Origin of the sequence: Acidimangrovimonas sediminis (assembly GCF_002871005.1) — a bacterium.
Classification (GTDB): domain Bacteria; phylum Pseudomonadota; class Alphaproteobacteria; order Rhodobacterales; family Rhodobacteraceae; genus Acidimangrovimonas; species Acidimangrovimonas sediminis.
On record NZ_PHSN01000010.1, the window covers coordinates 112,297 to 127,900 of the forward strand.

At 67.0% G+C, this 15,604-nt stretch carries 10 protein-coding genes; 6 read left to right on the forward strand and 4 right to left on the reverse strand.

The window, feature by feature from the left end; genetic code table 11:
• Positions 1-45 precede the first annotated feature (45 nt).
• Together CVV76_RS10575 and CVV76_RS10580 are read left to right on the forward strand one after the other, a co-directional pair.
• Positions 46-1,221, forward strand: a complete 1,176-nt coding sequence (locus CVV76_RS10575; protein WP_102224611.1) for a muconate/chloromuconate family cycloisomerase — start codon at positions 46-48, stop codon at positions 1,219-1,221.
• A 2-nt stretch (positions 1,222-1,223) separates the two neighbouring features.
• A complete protein-coding gene (locus tag CVV76_RS10580; protein ID WP_102224612.1) occupies positions 1,224-1,862 on the forward strand; it encodes a glutathione S-transferase N-terminal domain-containing protein in 639 nt (212 codons plus the stop codon).
• Positions 1,863-1,890: 28 nt separating this feature from the next.
• On the opposite strand, the gene CVV76_RS10585 is transcribed toward CVV76_RS10580, so the two are convergent.
• Positions 1,891-2,778, reverse strand: coding sequence for a LysR family transcriptional regulator (locus tag CVV76_RS10585; RefSeq protein ID WP_102224613.1), 888 nt, complete (start codon positions 2,776-2,778; stop codon positions 1,891-1,893).
• Between the two features lie 335 nt (positions 2,779-3,113).
• Here CVV76_RS10585 and CVV76_RS10590 point away from each other — a divergent pair, with 335 nt between their 5' ends.
• The 4 genes from CVV76_RS10590 to CVV76_RS10605 are packed head-to-tail and all read left to right on the forward strand — an operon-like array spanning position 3,114 to position 6,887.
• Complete coding sequence (locus CVV76_RS10590; protein WP_158243134.1) at positions 3,114-3,563, forward strand: MarR family winged helix-turn-helix transcriptional regulator; 450 nt, start codon at positions 3,114-3,116, stop codon at positions 3,561-3,563.
• Entirely contained in the window at positions 3,560-5,821 is a 2,262-nt protein-coding gene (locus tag CVV76_RS10595) for an FUSC family protein (protein WP_102224615.1), read from the forward strand. The genes CVV76_RS10590 and CVV76_RS10595 overlap by 4 nt, the downstream gene beginning before the upstream one ends.
• Entirely contained in the window at positions 5,821-6,027 is a 207-nt protein-coding gene (locus CVV76_RS10600) for a DUF1656 domain-containing protein (RefSeq protein WP_233192805.1), read from the forward strand. The genes CVV76_RS10595 and CVV76_RS10600 overlap by 1 nt, the downstream gene beginning before the upstream one ends.
• Positions 6,012-6,887, forward strand: a complete 876-nt coding sequence (locus CVV76_RS10605; RefSeq protein WP_102224616.1) for an efflux RND transporter periplasmic adaptor subunit — start codon at positions 6,012-6,014, stop codon at positions 6,885-6,887. The genes CVV76_RS10600 and CVV76_RS10605 overlap by 16 nt, the downstream gene beginning before the upstream one ends.
• A gap of 94 nt (positions 6,888-6,981) precedes the next feature.
• Here the strand turns inward: CVV76_RS10605 and CVV76_RS10610 are convergent, their stop codons facing one another.
• The 3 genes from CVV76_RS10610 to CVV76_RS10620 form a co-directional block, all read right to left on the reverse strand.
• The gene (locus CVV76_RS10610; protein WP_102224617.1) at positions 6,982-10,662 is read right to left on the reverse strand and encodes a vitamin B12-dependent ribonucleotide reductase; all 3,681 of its coding nucleotides are present in this window, start codon (positions 10,660-10,662) and stop codon (positions 6,982-6,984) included.
• Positions 10,663-11,215: 553 nt separating this feature from the next.
• Positions 11,216-14,470 carry an efflux RND transporter permease subunit gene (locus CVV76_RS10615; RefSeq protein WP_102224618.1) on the reverse strand — a complete coding sequence of 1,085 codons (3,255 nt, stop codon included), beginning with the start codon at positions 14,468-14,470 and terminating at the stop codon, positions 11,216-11,218.
• An 11-nt stretch (positions 14,471-14,481) separates the two neighbouring features.
• Complete coding sequence (locus CVV76_RS10620; protein ID WP_233192806.1) at positions 14,482-15,468, reverse strand: efflux RND transporter periplasmic adaptor subunit; 987 nt, start codon at positions 15,466-15,468, stop codon at positions 14,482-14,484.
• Positions 15,469-15,604 lie beyond the last annotated feature (136 nt).

The following is a 15,604-nucleotide window of genomic DNA, read 5'->3' on the forward strand; positions in this document are numbered from 1 at the left end:
GCGCCGGATCTTTCCCCCGAGAAGACCCTGCCAAGGACCGAAGACATGACCCCACCCGTGGCGCAATTCGCCGAACCAGCCCCGAGCGGCCCGCGCACGGCCTGCCGCGTCGCCGCGATCGAGACGACCATCGTCGATTGCCCGACGACCCGGCGCCACAAGCTTTCGAACACCGAGATCAGCTTTCAGTCCTACGTCCTCGTCCGCGTGATCCTGGCCGACGGCTCCACCGGCTGGGGCGAGGCCTCAACCCTGGGCGGCCCCCGCTGGGCCGAGGAAAGCGTCGAGGCGATCAAGGCCAATATCGACACATACCTTGCCCCGGCGCTCGAGGGGGCGAACGCGCTCGACTTCGAACTGAACGCCCTGACGATGGCAAAGGCCGCGACCCGCAACACCGCCGCCCGCGCCGCGGTGGATGCGGCGCTGCACGATGCGGCCGGCCAATCCCTCGGCCTGCCGGTCGCCACGCTTCTCGGCGGGGCCGTGCGCGACCGGATCGAGGTGCTCTGGGCGCTGGCCTCGGGCGATGCCGAGCAGGAGATCGAGGAGGCGCGCGCCAAGCTCGCCGCCCGCGAACACCGCCGGTTCAAGATCAAGCTGGGCTTTCACGCCCCGGCCGACGACATGGCGCGGCTGGCGAAGATCGTCAATGCCATCGGGCCGCAGGCGACCGAGATCGTCGTCGACGTCAACCAAGGCTGGAGCGAGGCGACGGCGATCCGCTACCTGCCCCGTCTGGCCGAGATGGGGGTCGCGCTGATCGAACAACCCCTGCGCCCCGGGCTGATCGAGGCCACCGCGCGGGTGGCCCGCCGGTCGCAGATCCCGATCATGGTGGACGAGGCGGCCTTTACCGGACCCGAGATCATGGCGAACGGCGTGGCCGCCGCCGGATCGGTCTATTCGCTGAAGCTGGTGAAAAGCGGCGGGTTGCAGGAGATCCGCCGCGCCGCCGCCATCGCTGAGGCCTGCGGGATGGAGCTTTACGGCGGCTGCCTGATCGAAAGCGGCATCGGCGCCGCCGCCCATCTTGCCGCCTTCTCGACGCTGCCACGCCTTGAATGGGGATGCGAACATTTCGGGCCGAAGATCCTCAAGACAGATCTGACACGGGGCGAGATCCGGTTCGCGGACTACGCCGTGCACCTGCCGCAGGGCCCGGGCCTGGGCATCACGGTCGACGAGGAGGCGCTGGCCCGTGCCGCGCGGAAGGGCTGATCATGGCGCTGCTGCACTGGTCCCCGCGATCGCCCTATGTCCGCAAGGCAATGGTCGCGCTGCATGAAAAGGGGCTGGCGGGCACGGTGAAGACCCTGCGCACCCATGCCGACCCGATGATCCCCCATGCCGGGCTGATGGAGGTGAACCCGCTGTCCAAGATCCCGACGCTGGAACTGGACGACGGGCGGGTGCTGTTCGACAGCCACGTGATCTGCCAATGGGCGGATCTGGAGGGGGCGGAGGGCCCTCGCCTCTTTCCCTCCGATCCCGCGGCGCGGCTGGAGGCGGAGCGCGACGAAGCGCTCGGCACCGGCCTTCTCGACATCGCCCTGCCCTGGTTGGTGGAGTTGAAAATGCGCCCCGAGGCGCAGCGGTCGGCGCAGATGCTGGCAGTCTACCGCAGCAAGACCGCGAAAGTCTGCGACTGGCTGGAATCCCATGCCGCGCGACTGCGGGAACGGCCTTTCGACATCGGACATCTAACAATCGGGGTCGCGCTCTGCTATCTCGATTTCCGCTTCGATGCCGAGGGCTGGCGTGACGGCCGCCCCGCGCTGGCGCAATGGCACGAGGGATTCGCCGCCCGCTCCGCGGTCCAGGCGACGGCCTTCCGCGACGATCCGCGCCCCGAGGGCTGACGCCGCGGGCGCCGCCCCATGACCGGACCTAGCGCTTGCGCGCGAACTTTCGCGTCACCTCGAGGAAGTGCATGACCTGCGGCGCCCGGTTGTCGAGCCGGGCATGCACCGTCAGCCCGGTCCCCGGGTTATGGCCCTTGAAGCTGCGGTAGATCACCCCAGGCCGCTGGGTACGCGACACCGATTCCGGCACCACAGAGATCCCCGCCCCCACCGACACCAGGCTGATCGCCGACTGGAAATCCTGCGCAAGGTCCGTGGTCTTGGGCCTGAAGCCCTCGCGCAGGCACAGATCCAGCACGACGTCGGCATAGCTCGGCCGCGGTTGGCGGGGGTAAAGGACGAAGGTCTCTTCCGCCAGATCGCGGAAATGGATCTCGGGGCGCGTGCCAAGATCGGAATTGTCGGGCAGCGCGAGGACGAGGGGTTCGGTGCAGAGCGGCTCCGCGCGGAACTCCTCGTCGTCGAGATGCGGCCGGGCGACGGCGATGTCGATCTCGCGGCTGATCAGGGCGCGCTGCAGATCGGCGTTGTTCATCGCCGCAAGCTGCAACTCCACCCCCGGATAGAACGAGCGGTAGGACTTGATCAGCGCCGGCAGCACCCCGTGCGAAGCCGACCCGACGAAGGCGATCCGCAGGCTGCCGCCCGACCCCGACCCGACCAGCCGCGTCTCGCGGTAGGCGGCGTCGAGCCGGTCGAGCAACTGGCGGGCATGGGTTTGCAGCACCTCGCCCGCCTGGGTCAGCCGGATCTGGCTGCGCGAGCGGTCGAAGAGCTGCACGCCAAGCTCGCTTTCCAGCGCCGCGATCTGTCGCGACAGCGGCGGCTGCGCCATGTCGAGCCGCGTCGCGGCACGGCCGAAGTGCAGCTCCTCCGCGACCGCGAGGAAATATCTCAGCCGTTTGAAATCCATCCCTGCGTTCTCCCCCGGCAATACCATATAGGTCAAGGATGCACTCCGGATAATGCCCGAAAAGGTATCAGGACGCACCCCGGACCGAGCCTTGCCCGCCTCTTTCCGGCAAGAGGCCGCAAAGATCGGGGTGGCCCCCTCCAGCGCGCCCGCCCTGCCCTGTCTTTCCATGCCCCCCCCGCACGGCCCCGGACGGCCCCCATCCGAGGTTCCGGAGGCTCATGTCCACCCCTGACAAGCCTTGTGCACTGGCGCACAATAAGATGACATTACATTAAATGATATGTCATCTATATAGCCGACAGGGACCCCAGGGCACAAAGGATACGGGCGCGATGGCGGATCATATCGAAGAGAAGACGAGCTTTGCCCCGTTGCTGATCGCGGTCGCGCAATCCTGGCGCCGGGAGATCGCCAGGGAGCTGGCACGCGAGGGGCTGTCGGACGCCACTGCCCTGCCCATCGTCCACCTGCTGCGCGACGGCGACGGCATCCGGCAGACGGAACTCGCCCGCCGCGTCGGGGTGGAGAACACGGCGCTGGTGCGCATCCTCGACGTGCTGGAACGCGACGGCTACATCCGCCGCGACAGCGACCCGACCGACCGCCGCGCCAAGCTGGTGTATCTCACCGAACGCGGGCAGGCGCCGGCCCGGCATGCCTCGGACACGTTGCAGGCCCTGCGCGGCCGTCTTCTCGTGGGGATCGCGCCGGAGGACCTGGCGGTGACGGAACGGGTGCTCGAGAAGATCCTCTCCGCGCTCTACGACGAGACCGCGTCATGAGTGCCTCGGTCCTGCCCAGGGGAAGCGCACCGGCGCAGGCCGGGGCCGGACGCGCGGATACCGACGCGCCAGACCTCCCGACTGCGCCCCCGCCCGTGCAGACCTCCCCCTCCGCCGCTCCGAAAACCGACACGCCGAAGGCGCCGGCCCATCCGAAGGCACCCGCTATCTCGACCGCCGACGCGCTGTTCTCGATCAAGGCCTTCATCGCCGCGGGGCTGGCCTTCTCGATCGCCTGCGCCTTCAACCTCGAGAACCCGTACTGGGCGCTCGGCTGCGTCTACCTCGTGTCGAACCCGCTGTCGGGGGCGAGCACCTCGAAGGCGGTCTACCGCCTGCTGGGCACCGTCATCGGCGGGGTGATGACGATCGCCATCCTGCCCATCCTGGTCGCGGCGCCGACGCTGTTCATCCTTGTCGTGGGCGCGTGGATCGCCCTGTGCCTCTTCGTCTCGCTCCTCGACGGGACGCCGCGCAGCTATGCCTTCATGCTGGGCGGCTACACCGTCGCGCTGGTGGCCTTCACCATCGTCGACGATCCGACCGCCGTATTCCCCACCGCCGTCGCGCGGGTCGAGGAGATCGCGATCGGCGTCATCTGTGCCGCGCTGGTGAACCGGCTGATCTTCCCGCGTCACGTGGGCCCCGTGCTGTTCGGCCGGGTCAACGGCTGGCTCGACAACGCCGCGGCCCTGGCCGCCGCCACCCTGCGCGGCGCGTTCGAGGAAGACGCCGCCCGCGCCGAGATCCGCCGTCTTGCCGGCGACGCGACCGACATGCGCAATTTCACCACGCATATTTCCTACGACACGTCGCACCACCGCGACCTGGTCGACCTCAGCCTCGCGCTGCAATCGCGCATGACCCGGCTGCTGCCGATCCTGTCGGCGGTGCACGACCAGATCCGCGTGCTCGAGGAGCTGGGCACCCTGTCGCCGGAGGAGCGCGCCCTGCTGGGCGAAATCGCCGACTGGATCGAGGACGGCGCGACCGACACAATCCGGGCCGGCCGCCTGACAGACGACGTGCGGCGGATCAGCGAGGGCGCGCGCGATCTTGGCGGCTGGAGCAATCTTGTCCACGTCAACCTGGCCGAGCGGCTGAACGACGTCGTGACGCTTTGGGGCGACTGTGCCCTGCTGCGTGCGGCGATCGCCAGCGGCCGCCGGCTGACGACTGGAGAGCGCGCCCTGCTGGGCGACCGCCCGGCGGCCCCGCCGGTGCGCGACCGGCTGAGCGCCGGCATGGCCGGGCTTGCGGCCTTCCTCGCCGTCGTGATCTCGGCCACGCTCTGGCGCGTCACGGGGTGGAGCGACGGCGGAATCGCGATGGCGCAGCTTGCCCCGGTGTTCTGCTGCATCCTGGGCGCGATCGACAACCCGGTGCCAGCGATGCGCGGCTTTCTGAAATATCTGATCTGGGCCATGGTCGCCGCCTTCGTCTACGAATTCGCGCTGTTGCCGCAGATCACCGGCATCGTGCCGCTGGTCGCGGCGCTCGGGCTCTACCTGCTGCCGGCCGGGGTGCTGATGGCCCGGCCCGCCACCGCGACCATCGGCCTGACGCTTTGCGTCAACTTCTGCTACATGCTGCTGCTCAAGGCGAATTACAGCCCGAACCTCAGCCTGTCGATGAGCGGGAACATCGGCACGATCATGGGCATGGTGATCGCGATGAGCGTGGTGGGCAACGTCCGGTCGATCGGCGCCGACGTCGCCGCCAACCGGGTGCTGCGCCGGGCATGGGCCCGGATCGCCGACGCGACCCGGCCCTCCAGCCCGGTCTCGGCCGAGGAGCTGGGCGCGGTTCTGGTCGATGCGCTGGGACAGGCGGCGCCGCGTCTGGCGCAGGTGCGCGGCGGGCACGACCTGCTGGCCGGCGACATCCTGCGCGACCTGCGCGTCGGGCTGAACCTCGTCCGGCTGAAGCAGTTGCGGCCCGGATTGTCCGCCGTCGAAGCGACCGAGCTGGGCGCGCTGCTCGCCCGTCTCTCCACCTTCTACGCCACGCGCCGCCGCCACGACATCCGCGCAGCCGAAGCCCTGGTCGAGGACCTCGACGCGGCGGCGCGGCGGCTCAACCCGATCCTCGCCGGACGCCAGCGGGCGCAGGTCCTTGCCGCACTGACGGGCATCCGGCTGGGCGTCTCGCCCGCCGGGCGCGCGCCCGTGCCCCTGAACCTGGATCTGGGTCCGGACCTGGACCCCGACCCCCGGGCGTCCAAAGTGACGCCTCTCGCAGCGGGAGCAACTACCTGATGCAACAGATTGATATATATGGGGTCTTCCTTCCCACTCTGCTGATCGCAGCACTGGCGGGATACTGGGTCTTCCTCGTGCTTCGCAGGGGGCTGGTCCGGGTCGGAGCGTACCGCTTCGTCTGGCACCGCCCGCTTTTCGACGTCGCCCTCTACGGCGTCATCCTTGGTCTCATCGGATATGGTCTGAAATGGTTCGTCTACTGAAAAACACCGCCGGGTCCGCCGGCCGGGCCCTGATCACGCTGGCGATCTGCGTCTGCGCCCTGATCCTTGCCCACAGCCTGTGGGATTACTACATGGCCGCGCCCTGGACGCGCGACGGGCACGTGCGTGCCGATGTGGTGCATGTGACACCCGATGTCTCGGGGCTGGTCAGCGACGTCCTGGTGAAGGACGAGGCGGTGGTCAGGAAGGGCGACATCCTGTTCCGCATCGACCCGCGCCGCTTCCAGCTTGCCGTGGCGCAAGCGAAGGCCGCGCTGGACGAGGCCGATGCCGCCGTGACCGTCGCGCAGCTTACGCTGGGCCGCAAGAAGAAGCTGGCGGGCCAGGATTTCGCCAGCCAGCAGACGCTGGACGAGAACGAGGCCAACCTGAAATCGGCCGTCGCCGCCCAGGCGGATGCGCGCGCCGCGCTCGACCTGGCAAAGCTCAACCTCGAGCGGACTGCGGTGCGGGCCACGGTTCCGGGGCGGATAACCAACCTCTCGCTGCGTCCCGGCGATTATGCCAGCGCCGGCACCCCGGTCGCCGCGCTGGTGGATTCGGCGACGGTCTACATCGCGGGGTATTTCGAGGAGACCAAGCTGCCGCGCATCCATGTCGGCGACCCGGCGAAGGTGACGCTGATGGGGACGACCCGCAGCCTGACCGGCCATGTCACCAGCATCTCGGCAGGCGTCACCGACCGGGAACGGTCGGACGTCAGGGGCGACCTTGCCAACGTCGCCTCCACCTTTTCGTGGGTCAGGCTGGCCCAGCGGGTGCCGGTCAGGATCACCCTCGACGGCGATCAGGCGAAGGGGCTGGTGGTCGGCCGCACCGCGACGGTTTCCATCGACTGAAACGCGAAGGGGGGCACGGGGGGCCTGCCGCCCCTCGTGCCCCCATGATGTCGTCCCGGTCTTGCGGGTCTGTCGGATCAGACGGCCGCGAAGGTCAGCTACAGCCGCTCGTCCCGCCGCAGGTGTTGCACTTCATGCAGGTGCCATTGCGCACCAGCGTATAGTTGCCGCACTCGCCACAGGGGTCGCCCTCGTAGCCCTGCATCTTGGCCTTGGTCCGCGCATCCATCGAGACCGAGCCGGAGCTGAGCGCGGTGCTCGGCGCCGCCGCCGTCGTCACCCCGGTATCCCCCACGATCGCCGCCAGCGCGGCCGAGGGATCGGTCCCGGCAAAGCCGGTCGCCGACATGCCGCCCTGCAGCACCACCAGCTCCTGCGGGACCCGCTTGCGCAGATACCCGGTCGAGGAGATCTGCTTGAGCACCTCGAGCGATTTCGACGCGGCGCTCTCGCTGGGTTCGGCCACGTTGCCGGCCTCTTCCTGGTGGCTGATCGTGTCGAAGGTCGCCCCCGCAGGCTTCACATGCGCCAGATCGGTGCGGTCGAGGTAGCTGACCGCCAGTTCCCGGAAGATGTAATCGAGGATCGAGGTCGCCGACTTGATCGAGTCGTTGCCCTGCACCATCCCGGCCGGTTCGAACTTGGTGAAGGTGAAGGCGTCGACGAATTCCTCCAGCGGCACGCCGTACTGAAGGCCGACCGAGACCGCGATGGCGAAGTTGTTCATCATCGCCCGGAAGCCCGCGCCTTCCTTGTGCATGTCGATGAAGATCTCGCCCAGTGCGCCGTCCTTGTACTCGCCGGTGCGCAGGTAGACCTTGTGACCGCCGATCATCGCCTTCTGGGTGTAGCCCTTGCGACGCTCCGGCAGCTTCTCGCGGTGCGAGCGAACGATCTCCTTCACCACCACCTTCTCGACGATCTTCTCGGCGATGACCTGCGCCTTCTCCATCGGCGTGCCCGAGGTCAGGACCTCTTCGGCCTCCTCGTCGTCCTCGACCAGCGCCGCCGCCAGCGGCTGGCTGAGCTTGGAGCCGTCACGATAGAGCGCGTTGGCCTTGATGCCCAGGCTCCACGACAGTTCGTAGGCCGCGAGGCAATCCTCGATCGTGGCCGAGTTCGGCATGTTGATGGTCTTGGAGATCGCGCCCGAGATGAAGGATTGCGCGGCCGCCATCATCTTGATGTGGCTGTCGACCGAAAGGTAGCGCTTGCCCTTCTTGCCGCAGGGGTTGGCGCAGTCGAAGACGACGTAATGTTCCGGCTTCAGGAACGGCGCGCCTTCCAGCGTCATCGTCCCGCAGACATGATCGTTCGCGGCCTCGATCTGTTGCTTGGTGAAGCCCAGGTGACGCAGCAGGTCGAACCCCGGATCGTTCAGCTTGGCCGCCGGGATGCCCAGCGTCTTGGTGCAGAACTCCTCGCCCAGCGTCCACTGGTTGAAGACGAAGCGGATGTCGAAGGCCGAGGGCAGCGCGGCCTCGATCTTCTCCAGCTCGCGCGCCCCGAACCCGTGCCCGATCAGCGCGGTGTGGTTGATGCCGGGGCAATTGCCAAGGCTGGCGTGACCGACGGCATAGGCGATGATCTCCTCGATCTGGGCCGAGCCGTAGCCAAGGGTTTCCAGCGCGCCCGGAACCGAACGGTTGATGATCTTGAAGTAGCCGCCACCGGCCAGCTTCTTGAACTTCACCAGCGCGAAGTCCGGCTCGATCCCCGTGGTGTCGCAATCCATCACCAGACCGATCGTGCCGGTCGGCGCGATGACCGAGACCTGCGCGTTGCGGTAGCCGTGCTTCTCGCCCAGCGACAGCGCCTCGTCCCACGCCGATTTCGACAGCGCGACAAGGGTTTGGTCGGGGCAGTTCACGTGGTCTAGGGCGACCGGCTTGACCGCCAGATCCTCATAGCCCGACACCTCGCCATAGGCGGCCCGGCGGTGGTTGCGGATCACCCGCAGCATGTGGGCGGCGTTGCGCCCATGGCTCGGGAAGGCGCCCAGTTCGCCCGCCATCTCGGCCGAGGTGGCATAGGCCACACCGGTCATGATCGCGGTCAGCGCGCCACCCAGCGCCCGGCCCTCGTCGCTGTCATAGCCGAGGCCCATGTTCATCAAGAGGCCGCCGATGTTGGCGTAGCCCAGGCCCAGCGTGCGGAAGTCATACGACAGCTGCGCGATTTCCTTCGAGGGGAACTGCGCCATGGTCACGCTGATCTCCAGCGTGATCGTCCACAGCCGCGTGGCGTGCATGTAGCCTTCGGCGTCGAACTTGCCGTTCTCGTAGAAGGTCAGCAGGTTCATCGAGGCAAGGTTACAGGCCGTGTCGTCGAGGAACATGTATTCCGAACAGGGGTTGGAGCCCCGGATCGGCCCGTCCTCGGGGCAGGTGTGCCAGGCGTTCACGGTGTCGTGGAACTGGATCCCCGGATCGGCGCAGGCCCAAGCGGCGTGACCAACCTGATCCCACAGCTCGCGCGCCTTTACGGTCTTGGCGACCTTGCCGTCGGTGCGGCGCAGGAGCGCCCAGTCGGCATCGTCCTTGACCGCCTTGAGGAACGCATCCGTCACGCGGACGGAGTTGTTCGAGTTCTGGCCCGCGACGGTCGCATAGGCCTCGCTGTCCCAGTCGGTCGAATAGGTCGGGAACTCGATCGCGTCGTAACCTTGCCGAGCGTATTGCAGCACGCGATTGATGTAGGTCTCGGGGATCATCACCCGCTTGGCCGACTTGATCGCGTCCTTCAGGCCCGCGTTCTGGGCCGGGTCGGTCGCGCCTTCCATCGTGCCGTCGAAGGCCTTGATGGCCTCGAAAATCTTGTTCAGCTCGCGCTCGTGCATCTTGGAGCCAGCGACGAGAGAGGCAACCTTCTGCTCCTCCTTCACCTTCCAGTTCACGAATTCCTCGATATCGGGGTGATCCATGTCGCAGATCACCATCTTGGCCGCGCGCCGCGTGGTGCCGCCCGACTTGATCGCGCCCGCGGCACGGTCGCCGATCCGCAGAAAGCCCATCAGGCCCGACGACTTGCCGCCGCCCGACAGCTTTTCACCCTCGGCGCGCAGCGACGAGAAGTTGGTGCCGGTGCCCGAGCCGTACTTGAACAGACGCGCCTCGCGGACCCAGAGATCCATGATGCCGCCGTCACCCACCAGGTCGTCGGCGACCGACTGGATGAAGCAGGCGTGCGGCTGCGGATGTTCGTAGGCCGAGGCCGATTTCGTCAGCTTGCCGGTCTTGTAGTCGACGTAGTAATGGCCCTGCCCCGGGCCGTCGATGCCATAGGCCCAGTGCAGGCCGGTGTTGAACCATTGCGGGGAGTTCGGCGCAGCCATCTGCAGCGCCAGCATCGCGCGCATCTCGTCGAAATAGGCGCGGGCGTCGGATTCGGTGGTGAAGTAGCCGCCCTTCCAGCCCCAGTAGGCCCAGGCGCCGGCGAGACGGTCGAACACCTGCCGGGCCGAGCTTTCGCCACCCATCCGGGCCTCTTCGGGAAGCGCCTGCAGCGCCTTCTCGTCGGGGACGGAACGCCACAGGAATTCCGGCACGTCCTTTTCCTTCACGCGCTTGAGCGCCGCGGGGACACCGGCCTTGCGGAAGTATTTCTGCGCCAGCACGTCCGAGGCGACCTGGCTCCACCCCTCGGGGACCTCGACCGCCTCGTTGCGGAAGACGATCTTGCCGTCCGGGTTGCGGATCTCCGACACGGTGGTGGTAAAGGAAATGGCGGCGTAGGCGTCCTGCCCGGCCTCGGTGAATTTGCGCTCGATCTTCATCTCTATGCCTCTTCGACCTGTCCTGTCCCCATGGCGTGTTCCGACGCCTCTCAGCCGGTCCCGGCGGAGGGGGACATGACGCAACCGTCGCCGCCCGCATCAGGGGCGACCGGTCCGGCGCTTTGCACGCCTGGCTCTTACTGAGTGTCCCGCTCCGGCCACCTGCACTACATGTTGTGTGCATCTGGGCCAGCCCACACAAACTGACGTAGAATGCGGGGGCGGGTCAACGACAAAATCTGGTAGGCGCAGCGGTTTTTTCGGTTGACCCTTTGCCCCGCTTGAGGGCGCGGCCGGGGGCTAAACACAGGTCACCGTTACGAATCTGTGGAGAAGCCGTGGACAACTTTGAGGGCACCATGGATTTACATAAATATTTCATGGACTTGGATACCATTTCGAAGGCAAAATTCGCCGGGATGAAATCATGCACAGCACCCTTTCCCGTGCCTTTGGGCGCCCGGATCGATCGCCAAGCTACTGTGGCAAAAAGAAAACGGCGCGCCCTTCGAACCGGAGGAAGGGCACGCCGTCTGCCACAATATGTAGCGTCTCAGCTGCGGAAGACTCGGTAGATCGCAGGGATCACCAACACGGTCAGCAGGGTCGAGGACAAGAGACCGAACAGCAGAGAGATCGCCAGGCCCTGGAAAATGGGGTCGCTGAGGATCACCACGGCACCGATCATCGCCGCGATCGCGGTCAGCAGGATCGGCTTGAACCGGATTGCGCCGGCCTCGATCAGGATGTCGACCTTGGTCTTCCCCGCCGGATCGGCATGGCGGATGAAATCCACCAGCAGGATAGAGTTCCGCACGATGATTCCCGCCAGCGCGATGAAGCCGATCATCGAGGTCGCGGTGAACGGCGCATGGAACAGCCAGTGCCCCAGCATGATCCCCAGGAACGTCAGGGGAATCGGCGTCAGGATCACCAGCGGCAGCTTGAACGACCCGAATTGCGCCACCACCAGGATGTAGATCCCCAGCAGCGCCACCCCGAAGGCCGCGCCCATGTCGCGGAAGGTGACCCATGTCACCTCCCACTCGCCATCCCACAGAAGCGTCACGTGGCTTTCGTCCGTCGGCTGGCCATGCAGCGCGACCACCGGCTTCTCGCCCGCCGGCCAGGTCATCTTGTCCAGTTCCTGATCGACGGCCAGCATGCCGTAAAGCGGCGCCTCGAACCGGCCCGCCAGCTCGGCCGTCACCATCTCGGCGAAGCGGCCGTTGTGGCGGAAGATCGGGTAGCTGGCCTTTTCCTTCTGCATCGTCACCACGTCACCAAGCTCCACCACCCCCTTGCCACCGGGCAGCGCGTTGGCGGGAATCGGGGTGGAAAGGAACGCCGGATTCACCACCCGGTCCTTCTTGGCCAGCTCGACGATGATCGGAATCGGCTGGCGCCCCGCGCCGCGGTGGGAATAGCCGATCGTCGTCATCCCGTTCAGGATCTTGAGCGTGTCGAACACGTCGGCATCCTGCACGTGGTAGAATTCCAGGTTGTCGGTGGACAGCGTCGCGCGCATCCGGTCGGGCTGATTGCGGAAACTGTCGTCCACATCCACGATGAAGGGCACCTTGCGGAACGCCTCCTCGATCTTGCGGGCGGCATCGCGACGGACCTCGGGCGTCGGCCCGTAGACCTCGGCCAGAAGGGTGGAGATCACCGGCGGGCCGGGCGGGGGCTCGACCGTCTTCAGCCGCGCGCTCTCGGGCAGCTTCAGCGCGTTCAGCTTCTCGCGGATCTCGAGCGCGATCTGGTGCGAGGTCCGGTCCCGGTCGCCCTTGGGTGACAGGTTGATCTGCACTTCGCCTTCGTTCGGGTCGCCACGCAGGTAATAATGCCGGACAAGCCCGTTGAAATCGAAGGGCGCCGCCGTGCCCGCATGAGTCTGGGCCGAGACGACCTCGGGGATCTGCATCACCGCGTCGGCCACTCGCTGCGCCACGCCGTCGGTGGTTTCCACCGCCGTCCCCGCGGGCATGTCGATCACCACCGACAGCTCCGACTTGTTGTCGAAGGGCAGCAGTTTCACCGTGACGTGCTTGGTATAGAGCAGCCCGAGCGAGCCGAAGCTGAGCACCACGGTGACCAGCAGGAACGTGAGCGCCCTGCCCTTCGTCTTCAGCACGGGCCGCGCGACGGCGGCATAGGCCCGGCCCAGACGCCCGCCGGGCTGGCCGCCTCCGTCGCCCCCGTGGCTGTCATCATGACCATGCCCGGTCATCGGTGCGCGCCCCGCGACCTTGACCATCAGCCAGGGCGTGATGATCACCGCGACGAAGAAGGAAAAGATCATCGCGGCCGAGGCGACCGAGGGGATCGGGCTCATGTACGGCCCCATCAGGCCGGAGACGAACAGCATGGGCAACAAGGCTGCGACCACGGTCAGCGTCGCCACGATGGTGGGGTTGCCGACCTCGGCCACCGCCTCGATCGCCGCCTGGATGCGCGGTTTCCCCCGGTCCAGCGCCCAGTGCCGGGCGATGTTCTCGATCACCACGATGGCATCGTCGACCAGGATCCCGATCGAGAAGATCAGCGCAAACAGGCTGACCCGGTTCAGCGTGTAACCCATGATCCACGCGGCAAAGAGGGTGAGCAGGATCGTCACCGGGATCACCACCGCGACCACGATGGATTCGCGCCAGCCCACCGCCAGAAGCACCAGGCCGATAATCGAGATCGTGGCGAGCCCGAGGTGGAACAGAAGCTCGTTCGCCTTCTCGTTCGCGGAATGGCCGTAGTTGCGCGTCACCTCGACCTTCACGGTGTCGGGGATCAGGCGCCCCTCAAGCCCCTGCACCATCTGCAGGATCTGGTCGGCCACGACCACGGCATTCGACCCCGCGCGCTTGGCCACGGCAAGCGTCACCGCCGGGGCCCGCGTCACCTTGCCGTCAGGCCCGCGCATGACGTTGGAGACGATGGCGTCCGACGTGTTCGGCACGAACGTCACGTTTGCAACGTCGCGCACGTAGACCGGTCGGCCATCCCGTGCCGTCAAAAGCAGATTTGCGATCTCGGCCGGCGCGGTCAGGGTCTGGCCCGCCACCAGGTCGACCTGTTGCCCCCCCTCGCGCACGCGGCCCGTCGACAGCGCCTCGTTCGCGCCTTTTACCTTGGCGGCAAGCTGTTGCAGCGTGATGCCGTAAAGCGCCAGCTTCTCGGGTTCGGGCGCGATGCGGATCGCGTCCGGCGCCTCGCCCACGATGTAGGAGAGGCCCACGTTGTCGATCTTGGCGACCTCGGTGCGCAACGCGCGGGCGATGCGGGTCAGGTCGTTCGCGCTGACATGCGCGCCGGGCTTCGGTGTCAGCGTCAGCGACACGATCGCCACGTCGTTGATGCCACGCCCCACGATCAGGGGTTCGGGAATGCCCACCGGGATCCGGTCGAGGTTTGCGCGCACCTTGTCATGCACCCGCAGGATCGCCGCGTCGGCCGAGGTGCCCACCTGGAAGCGCGCGGTGACCATCGCGTAGTCGTCGCGGGTCTGGGAATAGACGTGGTCGACGCCGGCGATGCCCTTGACGATGGTTTCCATCGGCTCGGTAACCAGCTTGACCGCATCCGCGGCCTTCAGCCCGGGCGCCTGGATATGAATGTCGACCAGCGGGACCGAGATCTGCGGCTCTTCCTCGCGCGGCAGGCTCATCAGCGCAACGATCCCCACAGCCAGCGCCGCGATGATGAACAGCGGCGTCAGCGGCGACAGGATGAAGCCCCGCGTCAGCCGCCCGGCAAGGCCGAGGCGCACCGGCGCCGCGGCGTCGCCACTCGGGGGACGGGTCGGGTCGTGCATGTCGGGCGTACTCATTTCTCGGCCACCACCACTCGGTCGCCCGGCTCCAGCCCCGACAGGATCTCGACCATCTTCGTTCCGTCGATTTCATCATGGCTGCCGGGCACGACGGTGCGCAGCACCTCGCCCCCATCTTCGGCCACGGTGACATAATCGAGGCCGAGCCGGGTGATCAGCGCGGCCTCCGGCACCATCAGCGCCTGCCGCTTGCCCACCGGCAGCTTGACCAGGACGCGGGCACCGACGAAGCGGTCCGGAAGGTCCCTGACCTCGACATCGGCGGTCACGCGCCCGCCCTGGATCAGCGGGTAGATCTTGGCCAGCGTGCCGGTCGTGGCCCCCTCCGGCGTCTCTATCTGGATCGTCGCCCCCTGCTCGAGAAACGGCGCGTGGCGTTCGGGCACCGCGAGCCGCAGGAAGAAGCCGCCCCCCGCCACCATCGCGACCGTCTCGCCCGGGGTGATGACCGAGCCCTTGGCGACCGGCACGGTCAGGATCTTGCCCGAGATCGGCGCAAGCACCCTGCCCTCGTCCGACTGCTGCACGACGACCTGCCGCTGTGCCGTGGTCGCGGCGATCTGATTGGTCAGCACGTCGACCTGGGTCTGCAACTGGTCGAGCTGCTGCACCGTGCTGACACCGCGCGCCTTCAGCTCCTCCCCGCGCTTCAGCTCGGCCTGGGCGTTGGTCAGCTGCGCGTTCAGTGCCTTCAGCTGGGCGTCGAAGGAACTCAGCTGGTAGTTGAGTTTCTGGTCGACGATATGGCCGATCTCCTGCCCCGCCGTAACCTGGTCATTCTCGGTCACCGTGAGCGCGACAAGGGTTCCGCCGATTCGGGCCCGCGCCGGAACGTCGTCCTTCGGCTCGATCTCGCCGTAGACCGCCTTCCAGTCGGTGACGATCACGGGCGCCAGCGGCGCAAGTTCGGCCGCCGGGGCGGAAAGCGGCACCAGAAGCGGCGCTGCAGCAAGGGCAAGAGCGGTCAACAGCGATCGCATGACATCATCCTTCCAGGTGCGGGCAACACCGCGCGACCGCGGCGATCCCTTGCACAAATACTATTCCATTTTGTGAATATGATTTGAGTGCCGGAATTTCAAGCCTCTCCTCCCCCGCAGATGCGTACGCGTGGCC